The organism is Bacteroidota bacterium (assembly GCA_023957335.1).
Classification (GTDB): domain Bacteria; phylum Bacteroidota; class Bacteroidia; order NS11-12g; family UBA955; genus JALOAG01.
The window spans coordinates 147203-169392 of sequence record JAMLHC010000004.1 but is presented as its reverse complement, the minus strand read 5'-3'; the positions used below and the strand labels follow the sequence as shown (position 1 = coordinate 169392).

At 35.7% G+C, this 22190-nt stretch carries 20 protein-coding genes; 17 read left to right on the top strand and 3 right to left on the bottom strand.

Going from position 1 to position 22190, the window contains the following annotated elements:
• Positions 1-22: 22 nt before the first annotated feature.
• Positions 23-1522 carry a lysine--tRNA ligase gene (gene lysS / locus M9892_08975; GenBank protein MCO5254481.1) on the top strand — a complete coding sequence of 500 codons (1500 nt, stop codon included), beginning with the start codon at positions 23-25 and terminating at the stop codon, positions 1520-1522.
• 94 nt (positions 1523-1616) lie between these two features.
• Positions 1617-3002, top strand: coding sequence for an SLC13 family permease (locus M9892_08970; GenBank protein MCO5254480.1), 1386 nt, complete (start codon positions 1617-1619; stop codon positions 3000-3002).
• A gap of 16 nt (positions 3003-3018) precedes the next feature.
• Here M9892_08970 and M9892_08965 read toward each other — a convergent pair whose 3' ends face one another.
• Positions 3019-4092 carry a tetratricopeptide repeat protein gene (locus M9892_08965; GenBank protein MCO5254479.1) on the bottom strand — a complete coding sequence of 358 codons (1074 nt, stop codon included), beginning with the start codon at positions 4090-4092 and terminating at the stop codon, positions 3019-3021.
• A gap of 163 nt (positions 4093-4255) precedes the next feature.
• On the opposite strand from M9892_08965, the gene M9892_08960 reads away from it, so the two are divergent.
• Complete coding sequence (locus M9892_08960) at positions 4256-4804, top strand: hypothetical protein (GenBank protein MCO5254478.1); 549 nt, start codon at positions 4256-4258, stop codon at positions 4802-4804.
• 88 nt (positions 4805-4892) lie between these two features.
• On the opposite strand, the gene M9892_08955 is transcribed toward M9892_08960, so the two are convergent.
• Positions 4893-6545, bottom strand: a complete 1653-nt coding sequence (locus M9892_08955; GenBank protein ID MCO5254477.1) for a T9SS type A sorting domain-containing protein — start codon at positions 6543-6545, stop codon at positions 4893-4895.
• 130 nt (positions 6546-6675) lie between these two features.
• Here M9892_08955 and M9892_08950 point away from each other — a divergent pair, with 130 nt between their 5' ends.
• From M9892_08950 to M9892_08925, 6 genes are all read left to right on the top strand, one after another.
• On the top strand, positions 6676-7851 hold the full coding sequence (locus tag M9892_08950; protein MCO5254476.1) for an IS4 family transposase: 1176 nt from the start codon (positions 6676-6678) through the stop codon (positions 7849-7851).
• Positions 7852-7998: 147 nt separating this feature from the next.
• On the top strand, positions 7999-10596 hold the full coding sequence (locus M9892_08945; protein MCO5254475.1) for a hypothetical protein: 2598 nt from the start codon (positions 7999-8001) through the stop codon (positions 10594-10596).
• Between the two features lie 15 nt (positions 10597-10611).
• The gene (locus M9892_08940; GenBank protein ID MCO5254474.1) at positions 10612-11247 is read left to right on the top strand and encodes a hypothetical protein; all 636 of its coding nucleotides are present in this window, start codon (positions 10612-10614) and stop codon (positions 11245-11247) included.
• Positions 11248-11305: 58 nt separating this feature from the next.
• On the top strand, positions 11306-11941 hold the full coding sequence (locus tag M9892_08935; GenBank protein MCO5254473.1) for a hypothetical protein: 636 nt from the start codon (positions 11306-11308) through the stop codon (positions 11939-11941).
• 95 nt (positions 11942-12036) lie between these two features.
• Positions 12037-13062: a hypothetical protein gene (locus M9892_08930; GenBank protein MCO5254472.1), complete on the top strand. Its 1026-nt coding sequence runs from the start codon at positions 12037-12039 to the stop codon at positions 13060-13062.
• 282 nt (positions 13063-13344) lie between these two features.
• Entirely contained in the window at positions 13345-14520 is a 1176-nt protein-coding gene (locus M9892_08925; protein MCO5254471.1) for an IS4 family transposase, read from the top strand.
• Between the two features lie 157 nt (positions 14521-14677).
• On the opposite strand, the gene M9892_08920 is transcribed toward M9892_08925, so the two are convergent.
• The gene (locus M9892_08920; protein MCO5254470.1) at positions 14678-15382 is read right to left on the bottom strand and encodes an SDR family oxidoreductase; all 705 of its coding nucleotides are present in this window, start codon (positions 15380-15382) and stop codon (positions 14678-14680) included.
• A gap of 50 nt (positions 15383-15432) precedes the next feature.
• Here M9892_08920 and M9892_08915 point away from each other — a divergent pair, with 50 nt between their 5' ends.
• The 8 genes from M9892_08915 to M9892_08880 all read left to right on the top strand — a co-directional run bounded on the left by M9892_08915 (position 15433) and on the right by M9892_08880 (position 22189).
• On the top strand, positions 15433-16179 hold the full coding sequence (locus M9892_08915) for an ABC transporter permease (protein MCO5254469.1): 747 nt from the start codon (positions 15433-15435) through the stop codon (positions 16177-16179).
• 14 nt (positions 16180-16193) lie between these two features.
• Positions 16194-16931 carry an ATP-binding cassette domain-containing protein gene (locus M9892_08910; GenBank protein ID MCO5254468.1) on the top strand — a complete coding sequence of 246 codons (738 nt, stop codon included), beginning with the start codon at positions 16194-16196 and terminating at the stop codon, positions 16929-16931.
• A gap of 77 nt (positions 16932-17008) precedes the next feature.
• Positions 17009-18010, top strand: a complete 1002-nt coding sequence (locus tag M9892_08905) for a bifunctional oligoribonuclease/PAP phosphatase NrnA (GenBank protein MCO5254467.1) — start codon at positions 17009-17011, stop codon at positions 18008-18010.
• Positions 18007-18888 (top strand): FKBP-type peptidyl-prolyl cis-trans isomerase, encoded by an 882-nt coding sequence (locus M9892_08900; GenBank protein MCO5254466.1) that lies wholly within the window; start codon positions 18007-18009, stop codon positions 18886-18888. The genes M9892_08905 and M9892_08900 overlap by 4 nt, the downstream gene beginning before the upstream one ends.
• Before the next feature lie 49 nt (positions 18889-18937).
• Positions 18938-19378: a hypothetical protein gene (locus M9892_08895; GenBank protein MCO5254465.1), complete on the top strand. Its 441-nt coding sequence runs from the start codon at positions 18938-18940 to the stop codon at positions 19376-19378.
• A gap of 75 nt (positions 19379-19453) precedes the next feature.
• A complete protein-coding gene (rfbB, locus tag M9892_08890) occupies positions 19454-20509 on the top strand; it encodes a dTDP-glucose 4,6-dehydratase (protein MCO5254464.1) in 1056 nt (351 codons plus the stop codon).
• A 25-nt stretch (positions 20510-20534) separates the two neighbouring features.
• Complete coding sequence (gene rfbA / locus M9892_08885; protein MCO5254463.1) at positions 20535-21410, top strand: glucose-1-phosphate thymidylyltransferase RfbA; 876 nt, start codon at positions 20535-20537, stop codon at positions 21408-21410.
• Positions 21401-22189, top strand: a complete 789-nt coding sequence (locus M9892_08880) for a polysaccharide biosynthesis/export family protein (GenBank protein MCO5254462.1) — start codon at positions 21401-21403, stop codon at positions 22187-22189. Before rfbA ends, M9892_08880 begins: the two co-directional genes overlap by 10 nt.
• Position 22190 lies beyond the last annotated feature (1 nt).

Genomic DNA, 22190 nt, shown 5'->3' with positions numbered 1-22190 from the left:
TTGCACCCTTTAAAATTCAGCAATGGATCTCAACGAACATCAGTTACTCAGAAGACAAGCTCTGGAAGAAATAAAAAAAGCGGGTATAGACCCGTATCCCGCAGCAGAGTACGTAATAAATACTTCTGCTCAAGACATTTTGACTAATTATCAAAATGAAAAAAGTGCTTTTAAGAATATTTCAATTGCCGGTCGTTTGATGACACGCAGGATTATGGGCAAAGCATCTTTTGCAGTTTTGCAGGACAGCACAGGCAAAATTCAACTGTATTTTAACCGCGATGAAATTTGTCCCGGTGAAGACAAAATGCTCTATAATGATTTATTCAAAAAATGGTTAGATATTGGTGATATTATTGGAGTTAAGGGTTATGTATTTACTACACAAACCGGTGAAATATCAATTCACGTACAAGCATTTCAATTGTTATCCAAATCACTGAATCCGTTGCCATTACCAAAAGAAAAAGATGGTGTTATTCATGATGCTTTTACAGATCCCGAATTGCGTTATCGAATGCGTTATGTGGATTTGATTGTTAACCCACAAATCAAGGAGACTTTTATCAAACGCAGCAAGTTAGTACAATCTCTGAGAGAGACCTTTAATGGACATGGATATACTGAGGTAGAAACTCCTATTCTGCAACCCATACACGGAGGAGCTGCTGCCCGACCTTTTGTTACACATCACAATGCGCTGGACATGACTTTGTATTTGCGTATTGCCAATGAGTTGTATCTAAAAAGGCTGATTGTGGGCGGTTTTGAAGGGGTTTACGAATTTGCCAAAAACTTTAGAAACGAAGGTATTGACCGCACTCACAACCCTGAATTTACAGGACTTGAAATCTATGTTGCATACAAAGATTACAACTGGATGATGAATTTTGTGGAAGAAATGCTAGAAAAAGCTGCCCTTGATGTGAATGCAACAACGGATGCCAAAGTTGGAAACAATACAATAAGTTTTGCACGCCCATACAAACGTATCAGCATGTATGATGCTATCAAAGAACACACCGGCATCGATATCAGCAATATGGATGAAAATCAGCTACGTGAAACATGTAAAAAATTGGGACTTGTGGTTGACGACAGCATGGGGAAAGGCAAGTTGGTGGATGAACTATTCAGCGAAAAATGTGAGCACAACTATATTCAGCCTACTTTTATCACAGATTACCCCATTGAAATGAGTCCATTGACCAAAAAGCATAGAACCAAAGCAGGACTTGTGGAACGTTTTGAACTGTTTGTGAATGGAAAAGAAATTGCCAATGCATATTCCGAGCTAAATGACCCCATTGACCAGCGCGAACGTTTTGAAGACCAGCTTAAATTAGCCGGCAGAGGCGATGATGAAGCAATGCCTTTGGATGAGGATTTCCTGCGTGCATTGGAATATGCTATGCCTCCCACATCGGGTTTGGGCATAGGAATTGACCGCTTGACTATGATGCTGACCAATCAGAGCAGTATTCAAGAAGTATTGTTCTTCCCGCAGATGAGACCTGAATAAATAGTAACAGTTTTTCGATAGAAGAACTATTGTTTTTAAAGAAACTCCAACTAAAGAGTGTAACATTCGTTTTTTTCTATTTTTGTCATCTTCCATGGACAAAAAGAAACTACGCTTATTTAATCTTTTGTTTGGTCCCCTGCTTTTTGTAATAGTTTACTTAGTGGATATACACGGACTTTCGCATGAAGGGAAGGCAGTATTAGCATGTACGCTCTGGGTGGCATGGTGGTGGATTACGGAGGCTGTAGAATTGGCAATTACTTCTTTGATTCCCATTATTTTATTTCCGCTCTCAGGCGCGCTGCCAATAAAAACAACTTCTGCAGAATATGGAAACCCATTTATTTTCCTTTTCATGGGCGGATTTATGATTGGTTTAGCAATCGAAAAATGGAACCTGCATATACGTATTGCTTTTACTATTATTCAGAAAATAGGTACTCGAGAACGCAGTGTTTTATTGGGTTTTATGGTTGCCACAGCATTTATTTCCATGTGGATTTCAAACACTGCAACGGTCGTAATGATGCTTCCTATCGGAATGTCAGTTGTTACACGTTTTGAAGGAGATACTCAGTTTGGAAAAAGTCTCATGCTCGGAATCGCTTATGCAGCATCTATTGGAGGTATAGCGACACTGATTGGTACACCGCCTAACATCATATTAGCAGGTGTACTTAAAGAATCAGCAGGGATTGAAATTTCTTTTTTTCACTGGATGCTGTTTGCCACGCCATTCAGCTTTATTTTGTTGATGATTTGCTGGTGGTTTTTGAGCAGAAATCTCAAAAGAGAAGTAGGACACAATATGAACATTCAATCAGAAGAATTAGGCAAAATATCTACACCTGAAAAGAGGGTACTCTTAGTATTTAGTACGGTCGCATTCTTTTGGATAACCCGAACATTTTTATGGAACAAACTTATTCCGGAACTTGATGACACCTTAATAGCGTTGGTCGGAGCCATTCTATTATTTATTATTCCGTCCGGACAAAGCGGAGACAAGCTATTGAATTGGCATTCTGCTAAAAAACTTCCATGGGATGTGCTTTTGATTTTTGGGGCTGGTTTGGCGATTGCTAAGGGTTTCTCAGAAACAGACCTTACCCAATGGATGGCTCATCACTTTGCCAATGTTAACACATTTCCATGGTTGATTTTGCTAATGGTTATTGCTGCAATTAATTTCTTGACCGAAATTACGTCCAATACCGCCACAGCAAGCATTTTATTGCCTATTCTTTACTCCATGAGTTCTTCATTGCAAATCAGTCCGCTTGCATTGCTGGTGGGTGCAGCGCTTGCTTCGAGTTGTGCTTTTATGTTGCCGGTTGCAACACCGCCCAACGCGATTGTATTCAGCAGTGGTGAAATCAGAATGAAAGACATGATCCGAGCGGGATTTTTTCTCAATATCACATCTATTATATTGATTTATGCGTTTGTGGAACTGATGCTTGGCGTATTGAGCTAACAATTAGAAAGTTGCATTAATTCTTATTGTCTTTGAATGACTCCCATTTGAATTCGCTATTCCATTGATAGAAAGCATCGGTCGCTTTCTTATTTTTCTTTATCCATTTAGCTACGACTTTGCTATTCGTGCCGGACAAGGCAATATAACTGAACGTCAATGTAAAACCGTTTTCTTTCATTTCAATAAAATAGGGTACATAGTAATTCCAATAAAAACCATCATTACTTTTTTGATGTTCTATGAAGGCATCGCATACAAGGTCAAGCATGGAAGATAGCCTTTCAGCCTCGGATTTTTTCTTGTTTATTTTGTCAGATTGATGATTGTTATACTCCGATAACAGTGTTACAATTGATGAAAAATCGTTTTCCTTCTTCCCAGATTGGGATGTGTCATCAGCCATATTGATATTTAAACTGATAGCATTTTCTTCATTTTGTTTTAAGGTTGATTTCACTAACCTTTGCATATTAGCAATATTGGTAACAGCCCTACTTCCCTGATGTTCAAGCGCAAGGAATCTCAAATAGGCAAGCAAAGCAGGAATTATTTCCCCTTTCATATCTAAAACCCTTGCGATTGCATTGTGAGAACTTGAATGTGAAGGGTTGTAAATCATTGATTTTTGAAAACAGAGCACCGCCTCGTCATATTTTTTGATACTTGTTAATGAAACTCCTTTGTTGAAGTACAAAAGGAAGAAATCAGGGAACATCGCAATACCCTCATCAAATATTTCAATGGCTTTTTTTGTTTTACCGGACTCATCATATGCGTTTCCACAGATAACAAAAATATCTTTCAAATCATCTTCCTTCGGATGGTATTTAATGGCTTGAAGGCAGTTATCAATACAATCAGAGTATTTTTTTAGTGTAAATAGGGTAATGGATTTCTCGGAAAGTGCAAATAAGTTATTGGAATCAAGTTTGAGCGCTTCGTCATATTTTATAATAGCTTCTTCATAATTGCCTATCTTGTGAAAGTCTATACCGGCTTTAACTAGCACTTCTGCATCTGCTTTTTGCTGTGCAAAAACAACAGAACAAAGCATAGACAGTAAAATCAATGCGAGAAGTTTTTTCATTTAAAATCTAATATTTAATCTTAGGCAATACTATAAAACATTCATTATAATTCAAAATGCAGCTCGCAATCATAATCAGTTAGTAGTGAGTGCTAGTGTGCAATTGATTTAAATTAGATTTGTGCCAAAATAAAGAGTTCATCATTACACCCCCCTATCAATTATGACTAAATCATTTCTGACATTCATGAGTATTGCTATTGTGTTAATAGCATGCAGTCAACCAGGTTACAAAAACTCAGAATCCAAAGCAGGCGCAGACTGGAAAACAGTCGAAGATTCTACCTTTACAGTTCAATACCCGCCAGATTGGGAATTGAATAACACAGGGGCGATGTCTACATCCTTTGTCTTGTTTGCCCCACCCGAAACAAGCAATCAAATATTCAGAACCAATATCAACCTGATGGTTGAAGATTTAAGCGATATAGAAATTGATTTGGAACAATACGTACAAGCCTCTGAAGAGCAGATTCAATCATTGATTACAAATGCCAAAATATTGAACAGTAAAAGACAAAAATCAGACAATGATGAGTTTCATCAATTAGAATTTACGGCTGAACAAGGCGAATATCATTTGTGGTTTGAACAGCAATACAGAATAAAAAATAATAAAGCCTATGTATTAACATTCACTTGTGAGGAAGCAACCTACAAGCAATATAAAGAAGCAGGCGAGGCTATCTTAAGTACGTTTATATTAAGATAATATTGTCAACAAATACACTAAAAGTAGTGATAACAAAAAAAGCCTTCTCAATGTTGAGAAGGCTTTTTTTATAAAAGATTTGTCTTACTTATTTGATAATTACTTTGCCTGTAGCATTGTAATTAACAGCATCCATTGTATAGAAATATACTCCTGAGTTTAGACCTGCAGTAGGGATTTCAACAAAGTTGTTTCCGGCAACATACTCAGCAGAGATTGTTTTAACAGTTCTTCCTGTAATATCTTTTACAGTAAAAGTAACAGTTTGAGCAGCACCTAAAGAGAAAGGAATTGAAAAACTGAGTGCATTGTCAGTAGGGTTAGGATAAGCATCTCCCATTCCATAACCATTTGTATTAGGAGTAACTACATCCAAATTGCTTCCAGGAGTAATATGGAAAAATGTTCCGGAGAATCCAGAAAGATAAGGGCGATAAGATTTCCAACCGCCTTGTCCTGTGGCTCCGTATCTCAAATCGCTATTTGTTGTAAACATGTTGTTGATAGCCTCTGGATCAACAATTCTTAGCACTTGTCCATCTTGAGAATAATAAGAAATAGCAAGTACATTGTGTTTATTTGCAACTGAAACATTTTTGTTTACAGAAAGTAAGGTGTCATTAAAAGAATATTTCTTCATTGGCTTAAAAACAAAAGTAACTCCATAAAGTGTGTTCGGAATATCATTGCTACCGGTCATCTGTTTTCCAATATACATAGACAAACCTCTTGATCTAAACTTCAAATCTTCTGTCATAGAATCCTGCATATCTTTGGTAAGTAGAACTGTATCTGTTTTGAATGCTCCGGTATTCATAAGAGTATTAGGAACATACTTATCAATTGCTGGCATACCTGCATAATATGTTTGAGCATCGCCTTGGAAAGTTAAGCCGCGAATTTCTATATTGTTAGATTCACCTGTGAAATGTTGGATATAAAGGGTATCCACAATTTCAATTTTAGTGATATTGTCTGCACCACCGGAAAATTGGCTTGTAATTTCCAATTCAGGTTTACTGCAAAAAATTGAATAAGCGTTACCATTAACACCAATAACTTTTGCTTTGATTGTGATAATGCTGTCAACAACTGTTGCATCATAGCCGGATGCAACAAGCGCATCTTTAATAGAGGTTGCAGTTGCATAATTATCTCCTGCAGCATTCCATTCTGAACCTTCTTCCAAAGTTAAGAAAGTAGGACTCACTCCAATATTAATTACAGCACCAGTAAGTTGGGTATAATCAAGAACGGTTACTGTTGCGGTTGCATAGACAGAATTAACAACATCCATTGAGTCCACCTGACGGATATAAGCTTGGCTCCAATACATAGAATCCACAGTATAGTTTGTCCAACGACTGAGGTATCTGGGAGTTCCTGCATCCGCGTCAATAAAAACATGATCTTTAGGGTCAAATATTGTTCCTACAACCTGAGTATTTGATCTTCCTAATTGTTCGTCATACATAACATGAACGCTATCAGGGAAAACAAACATCACATAAGGAGTGTAAGAAAGCCCGTTTGAATTTGCATAATCACCTGCAAACTGATACCAGCCACCTGCTTCTCTACGGTTGGCGTTTTGATTAAATTTTTTGGAAAAATCACCATGATCCATAACCTGATAACGATAAGGATTGTTATCTAAAGTTAATACGTTTGTACTATTCTGCGCTTTTGATAAAGTTGAAAAGCCCAGAATGACGGCTAACGATAAAATTACTTTTTTCATATTCAATTTTCTTTAAGGTTGCAAATATACAATATAATTCCACATCTGTCCAAGATAAATTTCAGTAAAAAGGGCATGGATTAAATTTTAACCCAAAACATTTATTTTGGGGTGTACAAAAAAAAACACCATGCCCACGACAAATGTAAATCTGTTTTCTCAAATTCTTGGCTTAATAGACAGGAATTCTTTCACAAAAATTGTAAACAACCACGACTCTGACAGACACTGCAAAGGCGTGAACACTTGGACTCATTTAGTGTCAATGTTGTTTTGTCAATTTGCCAAGGCAAATAGTGTAAGAGAAATATCGAATGGACTTAAGAGTGCTACTGGTAATTTAAATCACTTAGGAGTTTCATGTTCACCGAGTAAATCCACCATTTCTTATCAAAATCAACAACGCAATTGGCAAGTTTTCAAGGATCTTTATTTTGAACTTTTCAACTCGCTCAATAGCGGACTTCAAAAGAAACGACAGTTTGCAAGAATGCTGAAACGTAAAATTTTCATAGTAGACTCCACCGTTATTTCTCTTTGCTTAAGTTTGTTTGATTGGGCTCAATACCGCAAAAGAAAAGGAGCAATAAAGCTTCATACTGTATTAGATTACGACACCTGCCTTCCTGTTTACATGCACATGACAGACGGGCTTAAACACGATGTGGCAATAGCAAAAACACTTAATATTCCCTCAGGCTCTGTTTTGGTTATGGACAGAGCTTATGTAGATTTTAATTGGCTGAATGTTTTGGACAGCAGAAGGATTACGTTTGTAAGCAGATTAAAGAAAAACATACAATACAGTGTGGTAAAAGAAAATGAGATTAAAGACAAAACGGGATTAATAGTCAAAGACCAAATTATAGTATTGACGGGAGTTAAGACAGCAATTAACTACCCCAAAGAACTAAGGATAGTAGTGGTTTATGATCCAGTAAAAAAAGCAGAACTGACTTTCCTCACCAACAACACATCTTGGACAGCAGAAACAATATCGCAACTCTATAAAGCCAGATGGGAGATTGAGACCTTCTTCAAACAGATTAAACAAGTACTAAAAATCAAAACTTTTATAGGCACAAGTCCCAATGCTATACTTATCCAAGTTTGGTCTGCTTTAATCACCATTCTCTTACTCAAATATCTTCAGAATAAGGCAAAGTATGCATGGCATCTGTCCAATTTGGTGGGACTTATAAGGGTAAATCTTTTTGCTAAAATAGATTTATGGTATTGGCTTAATCATCCTTTTATTAAAATGAAGCCTCCAGCTAGCCAACAATTAAGCATTTTTATAACATAAAATCGGAGGGGTAGATTTGACAAAACAACATTTTTAGATCGTAACTTACTCATTTTCTAATCGTTTCATTGGTGTTTAAAAATATATTGGACAGCAATGAGAAAAAATAGGTATTATTGCCAAACTAAATACCAAGATTAAAACCAAATGAAAAATAAAATATTCCGAATTTTAAGATCTCTTACAATCTTACTTTTTGTTTTTTCCTTTATTTTGACTTTCGCACAAGAAAAAATACCAAACAAGATAAAATCAAGTAATGATGATGTATATTATCAGAAGGAGGCACCTTCTAATACAATTAGAACCTTTGATTTTAGTAAAATACACGCACCTACAACAGTTTCAACCCAAAAAAGAAAATTAGAATTAACTCCCTTTATATTAGATAGTGGTCAAGTCCAATATTTAAATCTTATTTTTCTTTCTATTAGTAATAATGGCAAAACGGCACTTGCTGTAAATACATTAATTGAAGCTCAGCCCACAATAAAATATGGATATATTATTGACCTGAATGATGGACATGCTATACATAAGTTCAGCTTCAATAATATCTCAAATTACTTTTTTAATCCAGAGGATACCAAATTGTTTTACTACGATAATAACTACATAAAACAACTAGACCTTATTAACTATGAAACAAAAAATCTTTTTGAATTAACACGAAATGGACTTGATGTAAAGGCAATATTCTTTGAAAATAATAAAATCCATGCATCATTAGTCAATTGTTGTCATCCAAGAAAATATCATCACTACTCTTATGATTTATCATCTAACGAAATGGAGCTTAAATTATATGATGACTTTACATACCCTATAAAGAATGATATAGAAAAAGAGTTTAAAGCAATTACGGGGAGTAGTGAACAAAAAGCATTAATGCTAAAATTGATTTATGGCGATGATATTAAAGTCAAACCTTTAAAACCAAGTTCAAAAGATGAATATTTTATTTTGAAATTCCCCAAAATCTATATATTTAAAAAAGAGCAATTAGTATACAGTTCTCAGTTAAAAGAATATTACGTTGACAAGGAAGGTTTTTTTAATGAAAAAGATTGGGATATTAATAATGAAAAGCCAATTCAATTAACTGATGATTTGAATATTATCTTTTATGCCTATAAAACTCTAATAGTATTGAAGATGGATATTGAATATTCATATCCTGCTTACAAAGATATTTCTAGTGTAACATTCTTGCCATCTGAGATTTTATATGATGGAAGGTTTGCGCATTATGATGATAATTCTGGTCAACTCTATTACGGAGGATTAACAATAGCCGAAATTTCTTATTCTAAAAATAAAATTTATTTCATTAAACAAAATCTAAACATGAAATATAAAATACTAAAACAGCTTGAATACATAGATAGCTCGCTGTATAGTTATTATAATGCCAATATAAACTCAGAGACTATTAAAAATCAAATACTTGAAAGTGATTTTGAAAAGTATATGAGAATTCGAGATGTAAATAACAAAATCACACCAATCTTTCATATAATGCAAGATAGCTTGATTAACACTCTAAATGATGTAATTAAGGATTCTATAAAAATACACAAACCTGCTGTTGACAAAATTTTCAATATTTCAAATTATATCCAAGATATTGAGGCATGGAGGCTTGTTTTTGAAAATCCATATTCTGGAAAAGATTTTAGTTTGATTTATCCACAAGCGAAGTCAGAAGCAAAGTCAAATATTTTAAATAATTTTTCCGATATAGTTGTTGAGGTTAAGTATTTTTTTAATCTATTGAGTTTCACATATGAGCCATTCTTAGTTTTAATTTCGAATGTAAATTTAGGCACAAGTGATGAATTTATTATACCATTGAAAGATGGGTCTTTGCTTAAAAATTTATACTTAACAAATAATTCATATCTGGTGAATTTAAAAAGTCTTCATTATACATACAATTATAATTTCGAACGAAGTGAAACTACCAGATATTTTGGTTTGGAAAATGGATTAAGAAATGGAAATTTAAATTATGATGAGAATATAATGCGGTATTTTGTCAATAATGGAAAACCTAAGTATTTTTTCAATTATGACTTCAATACACCTTTAATCTCTAATCCTTCAAAAATAAAAGGCGTTCGGATTAGAAATTTAGACAGTTCTAATATTGACTTTACATTTCAAAGTAAGTTTTTTAATTGTTGCCCTTATACATCTAAATATTATCAAAACCATTCCGATGGTGATTATTTTGAATATTTAAGATTTGACGAAATCCCTTATTTTATAAATAAGACTTCAGCATTTCAGGAAACGGATATTACTTCAGTTTATGGAATAAATAAAACAGAATCTCTTGGGACTATTAATGAGGTAAATTTTACAGGAAAATACAACGCTATATATAATCTAGTTATATCAACTAATATTAAAGATGACATTGATTTGGGATTAACTAGCGCCAACATAGAGATATTAGATTTGAAATCTAAATCTAAAATTAAAGAATTTAATATTATTGAACTTGGCTCATATAAAGAGAGAATTAAAAGTGTAAATTGGGATGCTTCATTCAGCCCAAATGGTAAATATCTTGCCATTAGATCCAACACGAAAACATATCTTTACGAAACACTTAATTGGAATAATATTTTAGTATTGGAAAATACTTCTGGTAAATTATATTGGGATTGTAATTCTTATTATTTGGGGGTAGGTAACGATGTTATATCAGTTAATATTCTTGACTTGTTGAATGATTAATTAAAAATAGCAACAATGAGTATTAAACATAGATTTATTGATGAACTTGAATCAATTGAACAATCACAAATGTTTTGTGGTGAAAGTATAAGTCAAAAATGCAACCTCTTAATTATTGGAACTTTTAATCCCGATAACAAAAGTTATAATGGCAAAGATGGAAATAATGCGACTTGGTTCTACGGCAGGGAAAAGAATTATTTTTGGAAATATTTGCCTGAATGTTTGATTGGCAAAAGTCTTCATATAAAACAAGGTTTCTCAAAGAAAGATTGGGAGTTGTTCTGTATCGAAAACAAAATTGTTATTGTTGATTTAATTAAGGAAATCAAACATGATTCGAAGCTAGAAGACTTTAAAGATAAAAGACTCAATGATAGAATTAATGATAGTATGGATAACGTTATTGTTTTTGATTTTAAAAGTGCGTTTAAGAATATTAAATTCGAGAAAGTTATTTATTCTCGGAAGGGTTGGTGTTCTGGCAGAGACAGTGATATATCTAAGTTAATTCATATTAAGTGTAAAGTAAATGATATTTTATTAGGTAACAAAATAATTAATGATTTAAATCAAATAAAATACTGCCCATCACCTTGGCAGCAAAGACAGACTACACAAAGTCAATGGAACGAGGCAATTAACACTTAAACTAGAATTTTTCTTTTACCTTTCCATCCTCCCGCTCCCCCCAACCCATCAAATATTTTTGGAAAATCCAAAAATTGGTAGTACCTTTACCAAACTTGCCAAAAAAGCGCACAATAGGTTAAGGAGTACAAACATGGAGTTCAAATCAAACACATATAAGTTTATATACAAAACAACCTCGTCAACATCCGTTGCTGTTTGGGCAGTGTTTACAACGCTTAGTGTGGTTTTGACAAGTGTTTGGGCAACATCCAAAACACTTCCGTCAAGCTCCAAAACACAATCTGCAACATCCAAAAGTGTTTCTGCAACATCCAAAAGTCATACATTAATATCCAAAAATGAATCGTCAATATCAACAATTCATGTTTTTAGCTCCAAAACACGTTCGGCAACATCCAAAAGTCAATCATTAACATCCAAAAATGCTTCGTCAACATTAACGGACCATTTTTGGATGTTGCCCAAAGAGAATAGGATGCTGACGAAACACTTTTGGATGTTGCCGAACAAGGTTTTGAAAACAACTTTTGTGGCAACAAAGGCAGTCAAAGTGTCTAAAAAATGGTTTGAAAACAAATCAATTTTGCCGCAGTTGGCAATATTGCCAACTTGTGTAAATGGCTACTCACACAATGCATGGCGGATTATTCGCACACCCATTTTCATGTATTTTATTCGCGACCGACCTTGAAACAGGGTTTGCAGAAAAACCCTTAACTGCATGAGTAGTTTTACACATTGGCGATTTTGACCAATGTATTGTTTCACCTTTAGAACCAAATAATTATGGCAAAAAATGCAAGAATTATTATTCCTAGAAAAATCGAGGAGTTTTTGATTTTGGCTGCTAATGTGCTGTTAAAAAATGATGAGGTTGGGGTTGATAGCCCGCTCAAAGTTTTGGATATGGAAGACATGGAAGCCAAGTTGGATTATGCCGTAGAAAAGAATAGTTTGGGTAAACAATTGGCGCTGAACCGCAAAACTGCCACTCAACAACGCAACCTTGCGTTAGGCAAACAGTCGGGTCAGAAGACCTACACGCCCGGAACCGTTTTATTCTACATTAGTGGAATCCGCGATTTCTTATTAGGACAGTTTCGCGGAGAAGAGCAACTTCTCGGAGACTGGGGTTTTGATGTAAAGACTAACAGCAAGGCGGGGGTTTCGGTAGAAATTCCAAGCAATGTTGTTGATCTGTTGTTACTCACAAAAGCGGTGTTGGACAAAAATACAGCCGATGGAGTGGACAGCCCTCTTGAAGACTTTGATATGGCGGATTTGCAAGTCAAATACGACATTGCCAAAGCAAAGCAAGACCTTACTGTTAAGCTGAATCGCGACCGCGAAACAGCTTTTCAGCAAAGAGACCTTGCAATGGGTAGGGGCAGAAAACAAATCAGTGTTACCAAAGGTACACTGAAATTCTACCTTACTTCGGCAAGAGATATTCTGTTGGGATACAACCGTGGTGAGGAGCAAAATTTGGGAGACTGGGGCTTTGATGTTGACACATCTCAACCCAGCAACCCAACGCCTCCAACACCTGCGGACACAACAGCTAGCGGCTCGGTTATCAATGCTATTACTTTGGCACCAGTTGCAGAAGTAAACATTAGCTTTAATACCAGTAGCGGAGTTATTGTGGCTACATCAAATCCAATTGGGGAGTATGAGGCAACACTCGAAATTCCAGAAATGGAGTTGGTAGCGGTAATGGTAAACCACCCTGGTTTCCAACCCTACAACGAGGTTCAGCCAATTACCCCAAATATTGATAACGAGATTGATATTATGTTACAGCCTCTGTAACAGAGTTAATCTTATCTATTTCTTTTCTGAGTCCGCAGCGGTGCTGCGGACTTTGTTGTTATGGGGGAAAGTTGGGATTTTTGGGGAAAGGGAGTATGTTTGTGGGGGATAAAAAGCCCTTAATATGTAAGGTTTTTATTTATATTGTATTTGAAGTGAAAAAAAACCTATTAACTTATTTATGATTGGACATACATCTGTCCAAGATAAATTTCAGTAAAAAGGGCATGGATTAAATTTTAACCCAAAACATTTATTTTGGGGTGTACAAAAAAAAACACCATGCCCACGACAAATGTAAATCTGTTTTCTCAAATTCTTGGCTTAATAGACAGGAATTCTTTCACAAAAATTGTAAACAACCACGACTCTGACAGACACTGCAAAGGAGTTAACACTTGGACTCATTTAGTGTCAATGTTGTTTTGTCAATTTGCCAAGGCAAATAGTGTAAGAGAAATATCGAATGGACTTAAGAGTGCTACTGGTAATTTAAATCACTTAGGAGTTTCATGTTCACCGAGTAAATCCACCATTTCTTATCAAAATCAACAACGCAATTGGCAAGTTTTCAAGGATCTTTATTTTGAACTTTTCAACTCGCTCAATAGCGGACTTCAAAAGAAACGACAGTTTGCAAGAATGCTGAAACGTAAAATTTTCATAGTAGACTCCACAGTTATTTCTCTTTGCTTAAGTTTGTTTGATTGGGCTCAATACCGCAAAAGAAAAGGAGCAATAAAGCTTCATACTGTATTAGATTACGACACCTGCCTTCCTGTTTACATGCACATGACAGACGGGCTTAAACACGATGTGGCAATAGCAAAAACACTTAATATTCCCTCAGGCTCTGTTTTGGTTATGGACAGAGCTTATGTAGATTTTAATTGGCTGAATGTTTTGGACAGCAGAAGGATTACGTTTGTAAGCAGATTAAAGAAAAACATACAATACAGTGTGGTAAAAGAAAATGAGATTAAAGACAAAACGGGATTAATAGTCAAAGACCAAATTATAGTATTGACGGGAGTTAAGACAGCAATTAACTACCCCAAAGAACTAAGGATAGTAGTGGTTTATGATCCAGTAAAAAAAGCAGAACTGACTTTCCTCACCAACAACACATCTTGGACAGCAGAAACAATATCGCAACTCTATAAAGCCAGATGGGAGATTGAGACCTTCTTCAAACAGATTAAACAAGTACTAAAAATCAAAACTTTTATAGGCACAAGTCCCAATGCTATACTTATCCAAGTTTGGTCTGCTTTAATCACCATTCTCTTACTCAAATATCTTCAGAATAAGGCAAAGTATGCATGGCATCTGTCCAATTTGGTGGGACTTATAAGGGTAAATCTTTTTGCTAAAATAGATTTATGGTATTGGCTTAATCATCCTTTTATTAAAATGAAGCCTCCAGCTAGCCAACAATTAAGCATTTTTATAACATGAAATCGGAGGGATAGATTTGACAAAACAACATTTTTAGAGCGTAACTTGCTCATTTTCAAAACAATTTATTGGTGTTTAAAAATATCTTGGACAGCAATGATATAATTCAAGAAATTAACGGTTGCAATAACTTGATAATACTTCAAACAAATTATTGCTATATATCACCCAAATAGGGTCGCAAAATTATTTCTTCAAGTACAGTATAGGTGCGGTTGTACCATGCAGCTAAAATAAAATTGGCAATATCTTCGGGCTGCATAAATCTTTCGGGTGGCAAATCCGACTCAGCCCAACTATTGGTCAAGGTTGCACCCGGCATGAGTGCGCTCACACCAATTTTAGAATGTTTGAGCTCTTGTCGTAATATTTTGGTAAACCCAAGCAAACCATATTTGCTGATTGCGTATGAACCTCCATTGGAGTGAGAGCTGATGGATGCTGTTGAACACATATTGAATATGTAGCCATCTTTGCCTATTTCTATTAATGGCAATAATTTTCTGACCAGATAATACGGTGCAGCCAGATTAACTGCCATTTCTGTTTCATACACTCCTTCTTCTTCTTCGGTGGTTGCGCCCGGCATGAAAATGCCCGCATTATTTATCAATACATTTAGATGAGAAAATGTTTGACAAACAAAATCACCAAATGCTAAAACTTGTTCTTTGTGTTCAAAATCTGCCTTAAAAGTATGAATACGAGCCCCTGTTTCAGACAACACGGTATCTTGCAGTATTTGCAAATCTTTTGAGCTGCGACTATTGGTAATAATTTCAAAACCTTCTCGTGCAAAAGCCATTACCAAACTTCTTCCTATTCCTTTAGTCCCGCCTGTTATAACGGCTGTTTTTTTCATGTGTCAAAAGTAAATAGAAACTATCTAATTTCGCAAACTCAAATTAGAAGATGAAATTTAATTATATCTATCAACTCGGAAGATATGTTCTCTTTCTCAGAAGTATGTTTTCTAAGCCAGAAAAAACCAAGATTTTCGTCAATCAAGTTTTTATTGAAATGAACAACATCGGAATAGGTTCCTTACCTATTGTTGCCATTATCTCGGTATTTATTGGCGCAGTTACTACCGTTCAAACCGCATATCAGCTTGTGTCTCCACTTGTTCCCGCTTCTATTATAGGACAGATTGTGAGCGACTCATCTATATTGGAATTGTCGCCAACTATTATGTCTTTGGTGCTTGCAGGCAAAGTAGGCTCGCATATCGCTTCTGAAATAGGAACGATGAGGGTTACCGAACAGATAGATGCCTTGGAAGTGATGGGAATTAATGCGTCAGGATATTTGATATTACCCAAAATAATTGCAGCCCTTCTCATGTTTCCTATGCTCAATATAATTTCAATCACACTCAGTATCTGGGGAGGTATCACTGCAGGTGAATTGACCGGTGCACTTTCGCAAGAGGAATTTTTGTTTGGTGCCAGAGAAACCTTTAAAGGGTTTGTAGTATTTTTCTCTATTCTAAAAGCCTTCTCATTTGCATTTATCATTACTTCTATTTCTGCATACCAAGGTTTTTATACTCACGGAGGAGCTTTGGAAGTGGGTGCCTCCAGTACAAGGGCTGTCGTATATAGTTGTGTGATGGTTCTTTTTGCAGATTATATTTTGGCACAACTTCTTCTCAAATAAACACCGCTAAAACAATGATAGAATTACAAAATATTAATAAGTCATTTGAAGGAGTTCAGGTTTTGAATGACATCAATATTAAGTTCAATGCCGGTGAGCTAAATTACGTAATTGGTTCGTCAGGAGGCGGTAAAAGTGTGATGATGAAATGTATGGTCGGATTAGTCAGACCAGACTCCGGCAGTATTTTGTATGACGGAAGAGATTTTTTGGCTAAAAATGAAGAGGAGGTTAGACAAGTCAGAAAAGAATTAGGTATGCTATTTCAGGGTACTGCGTTATTTGATTCTTTGACTGTGGAAGAGAATGTAGGGTTTCCACTCAAAATGCTCTCTAACATGACTAAATCAGACATATTGGATAGGGTAAACTTTTGTCTGAGACGAGTTAATCTTGATAATATTAACAAAAAATTTCCTGCAGAAATAAGTGGTGGAATGAAAAAAAGAGTCGGAATCGCTAGAGCCATTGCGCTAAACATAAAATACTTGTATTGCGATGAACCTAATTCGGGACTTGATCCGCTAACCTCACGTGTAATTGATGAACTTTTGAAAGATATCACAGAAGAATTTCAAATAACTACAGTCATTAATTCTCACGATATGAAATCAGTGTTTGATACTGCCGATAAAGTGGCTTTTATCTATAAAGGTGCAGTCAAATGGCAAGGTAGTAGACACAATATTAATGATTCTCTCAAAGATATACCTGAATTAGACGCCTTTGCCAAAGCCTCTTTCCTCAGTTAATATGGGTTAGGTCAATATACTTCGCAAAAATTCATCTGTCCTTATTACATTTGTACCCCATAAAAATTGCATTCAAATTGGATAAAATTATTCCACTGATTCAACAATCACCTTCGAAAAACATTGTTATAACCACACACCATAAACCCGATGGCGATGCGATGGGTTCTACCCTTGCATTGTATCATTTTTTGAAAAATTTGGGACTGCATTCAACCGTGATTACGCCAACAGATTATGCGGATTTTCTGACTTGGTTGCCGGGCAATAATCAGGTTGTGATTTTTGAAGAAGCAAAAGACAAATGCAGAGCATTAGTTGCAAATGCAGATTTTATTTTTTGTCTGGATTTCAATAAACTCACAAGAATCAATGAAATGGGAGTAGAAGTTGAAAAATCAAAAGCAAAGAAAATCTTGATGGATCACCACCCTGAGCCCAATCAGTTTGATGACATGCAGTGGTGGAACTCTGCGGCTACATCTACTTGCGAACAAGTCTATAAATTTATTCTGGCAGAAGGATATCACGACAAAATGGATGCAAATGTTGCCGCTTGCATTTATACAGGCATGATGACAGACACGGGCGGATTCAGATTCCGAGGGGTTAGTTCTGAAACCCATTTGATAGTAGCGGATTTGCTCAAAACAGGGATTATTCCTGCTGATATCCATGCCAAAGTTTATGACAGTTTTACCGAGGATCGTCTTAGACTCATTGGGTTTTCATTGTCTGAGCGCATGGAGGTTTTGCATGAATACAAAACCGTTTTAATTCACCTGACAAAGGAAGATTTACAAAGATTTAATGTAAAGACCGGAGATACTGAAGGTTTGGTTAACTATGGACTCGGAATTGACGGTACCATACTGTCTGCCCTCATCATCGATAGAACAGTAATGGTCAAAATGAGCTTCCGTTCCAAAGGCAATTTTGATGTAAATTACTTAGCCAAAAATCTTTTTGGTGGCGGTGGTCATGTCAATGCTGCCGGAGCTAACAGTTATGACACACTTGAAAATGTGATTTCTACGTTTAAAAATAGTTTAGCAGATTATAAAGACCAACTAAAATGAAAAGAACTCTAAGCATCGGAATGCTAATGATTGCATTCTTATTTGTGGTTTCATGTAGCAAAAGAGCCGGATTTGAGAAAACAAAAGACGGGCTACAATTCAAATATTTGTATAGAAGTGACAGCAAAATTTTACCCCAGATAGGACAAATTCTTTTTGTCAATTACACCATAAAAACAGAAGATGACAGTATGTTGTTCAGCACTTACCAAGATTTGCGCAGACAAGATAAAATAGAACTTCAGGAACCCATGTTCAAAGGTGGTGATATTTATAGCGCATTGGCAATGATGTCTGAAGGAGACAGTATTGCCTTCCTTATTTCTGCAGATTCTTTTTATATCAAAACAAGAGGAGAGTCGCAATTACCGGCAGAAATCAAACCGGGTTCGTTTTTACAGTTTGTGATTAAATTAGAAAAAATTGTAAATGCACAAGATTATGAAGCGATTAAAAACAGAGAAAGATATGAAAAATTGGTAAAAGAAGTAGGCAATATAGACAGCTTCTTTAAATCCAAAAACTGGGAAGACACAAAACTCGAAAACGGAATCAGATATTACATAACCGATCACACAGAAGGAAAGAAAGTGCAACTCGGAAACGAAGTTGAATTTCACTATGTAGGGACTTTGTTGGACAATGGGGCAGAGTTTGTCAACTCTTATCTTGCAGGAGGACGTGCAAGGTTTATTGTGGGTGATGAAAATATCAAACCCGAAGCGATGAATTATATGTTGATGCAAATGCGCGAAGGAGAAAAAGCTACCTTTGTAGTGCCTTTTGATCTTGCGTTTGGAGAATATGGAGTGGCAAACCTCGTACCTCCTTTTGCTACCGTTATATATGAAATCTTTTTAGTTAAAGTGAAAGACTAAACTGAAAAAACTATTGATTACTTTTGACAACCCTTAAAAAAATAATATTATGACAAAAAAAATCCTAACCCTTCTGATGCTTGTTTCAGTAATGACCTTTTTTACTGCAAATCTTACTTCATGTAAAAAAGAAGATAAAACCGGAACAACCGATGATCAAAAATCTGATGGACCTGCCGACTCTCTAATTATTGCAAGTTGGACACTAAACAAAGCCACATTGGGTGGTGCAGATGTTACAAGCGCATATTTGACTGCTCAAAAATCCTTTGATATTACATTCAACGCTAATGGAACTTGTGCTGTAAACAGAGGCGGTGCCAGTCTCCCGGCTAACTATGATTTTAATAAAGACAAAACCCAGTTAAATATCACTTACTATAATAATGATATAGAACGCTATCAAATTATAAAAATAACCAAGTCTGAACTCGTGATGAAAATGACCAGTGGTTCTGAAAACCATGAGTTTACTTTTAAGAAAAAATAAAATTTAGTGGTAGAATACAGTAGGTTTATTTAGATAAAATCTCACTGTATTGCCTCTAATTTTGTAATACACAAAATGAATAGTCCCCAAAAAATACTCATCACCGGTGGAGCCGGGTTTATTGGCTCTCATGTTGTCCGCAGATTTGTAAATGAATATCCTCAATATTCCATTTTTAACCTTGACAAACTCACTTATGCAGGGAATCTTGAGAATCTGAGAGATGTTGAAAATGCACCAAACTACAAATTTATTAAAGGCGATATTACCGAAGAAACCTTTATAGCTGAGCTTTTTGAGAAAGAAAAATTTGACGCTGTCATTCATTTAGCGGCAGAATCCCATGTTGACAGGTCGATTCTTTTTCCATTAGAGTTTTTGAAAACCAATATTTTAGGAACTACCATTCTGTTAGAAGCGTTTAAGAAGTTTGGAAACATAAGCAAAGGCTTGTTTTACCATATTTCTACGGACGAAGTTTATGGAGAACTTGATGATCATGGTAAGTTTGTAGAAACAACACCTTATTCACCCAATTCTCCTTACTCTGCTTCCAAAGCCTCATCAGACCACTTTGTGAGGGCATACCACAGAACCTTTGGAATTCCGGTTGTAGTTTCCAATTGTTCCAATAACTACGGCTCTCATCAATTTCCGGAAAAACTAATACCTCTATTTATCAATAATATTCAAAACAATCTTCCATTACCGGTTTATGGCAAAGGAGAAAATGTACGTGATTGGCTTTGGGTAAATGACCATGCGAGAGCCATTGATGTGATTTTTCACAAGGGAAAAGTTGGCGAAACATATAATATAGGTGGCAATAATGAATGGAAAAACATAGACTTAGTGCGTCTGATGTGTCAGTTATTGGATGAAAAACTCGGCAGAACAAAAGGTAGTTCTGAAAAACTCATTACTTATGTAAAAGACAGAGCCGGGCATGATTTCAGATATGCCATTGATTCATCCAAATTGATGAAAGAATTGGGCTGGAAACCATCCGTTGATTTTGAACAAGGACTCTCTCTTACCATTGATTGGTATTTACAAAACAATCAATGGCTTAACAACGTGACAAGTGGTGCATACAAAAGCTACTACCAAACGCAATATAACAACAGATAATCAAATAAATGTAAATTTGCACCCGATGAAAGGGATAATACTTGCCGGAGGTTCAGGAACACGACTGCATCCGCTCACGCTCGCCATCAGCAAACAACTCATGCCGGTGTATGACAAGCCCATGATTTATTATCCTTTGTCTGTGCTTATGATGGCAGGAATAAGAGAAGTTTTAATCATTAGTACTCCGCATGATTTACCCTTATTTCAAAAACTTTTAGGAGATGGAAGTGCTATTGGTTGCAAATTTGAATATGCCCTTCAAGAAGTTCCCAACGGGCTTGCTCAAGCTTTTGTGATTGGAAAAAAATTTATTGCTAAAGACAATGTTGCGTTGATTTTGGGAGACAATATTTTCTTTGGAGAAAGCCTGCAAGATTTACTACACGCATGTAAAAACCCTGAAGGAGGAATCGTATTTGCATATCACGTATCAGACCCACAACGCTATGGAGTGGTGGAATTTGACAGCAAAATGAATGCGGTTTCTATTGAAGAAAAACCAATGCACCCTAAATCCAATTTTGCAGTTCCTGGGTTGTATTTCTATGACAATGAGGTTGTAGCAATCAGCGAATCACTTAAACCCTCCGCAAGAGGCGAATATGAGATTACCGATGTCAACAAAATTTATTTAGAAAGAAAAAAACTCAAAGTGGGTCTTATGCATAGAGGTACAGCATGGTTAGACACAGGTACATTTAGTTCGCTCATGCAGGCTGGACAGTTTGTGCAAGTAATAGAAGAAAGACAAGGATTGAAAATAGGTTGTATAGAAGAAATTGCTTGGAGGATGGGTTTTATTGATGATGAACAATTATTGAAGGTAGCAAAACCGCTCGAAAAATCAGGCTATGGAACGTATTTAATAAATCTTTTAAAGAACAAACAATGGAAATAAGAAAACATATAACAATATTGCTCATAGGTTTGATGTTCGTGTGGGGAGGGTGTAAAAAATATACTTCCAATACAATGCTCAAAACAAAAAAAGGTGATATCAATTGGTCCGTAGAATATAAAAAAGTGGTGGATGAATACAAACTCAGACCCGGTGACAAAATTCAATATAGTATTTATACAAACTTGGGTGAAGCCATTATTGACCCTTCCGGCAATTTGGTTTCTGCCAATACCGCAGCACCCACGGATGCTCAAGGAGGTGTTGACGGAAAACCCACATACGAAATTTCAGAATCCGGTTTTTGTTTTTTTCCCGTAATAGGCAAGTTAAATGTTGCCGGTCTGAAGATATCCGAGCTTGACAGCTTGCTGTCAACTAATTACGAAAAGTATTATAACCAAGTATATATCATATCAAGAGTAACCAACAAAAGAGTAATTGTATTGGGAGGTAGTGGCAGCAAAATTATTCCTTTGGTAAACTATAACACAAGTTTACTTGAAATCATTGCAATATATGGCGGAATAGGAAATGATGCGCGTGCATATAATATCAGGGTAGTGAGAGGGGATTTAAAAAACCCCGAAGTTACGGTTGTCAACCTCCGAACCGTTGATGATATGAAAAACACTATCATCAATATCAAACCCGATGATATTGTCTATATTGAACCTGTGAGACAACCCGTAATGGAGGGATTGAGAGAATACCGAGAAATTTTTTACATAACGAATTCCCTTCTTACAATCTTTCTTTTAATAGATAGACTTAAATAAT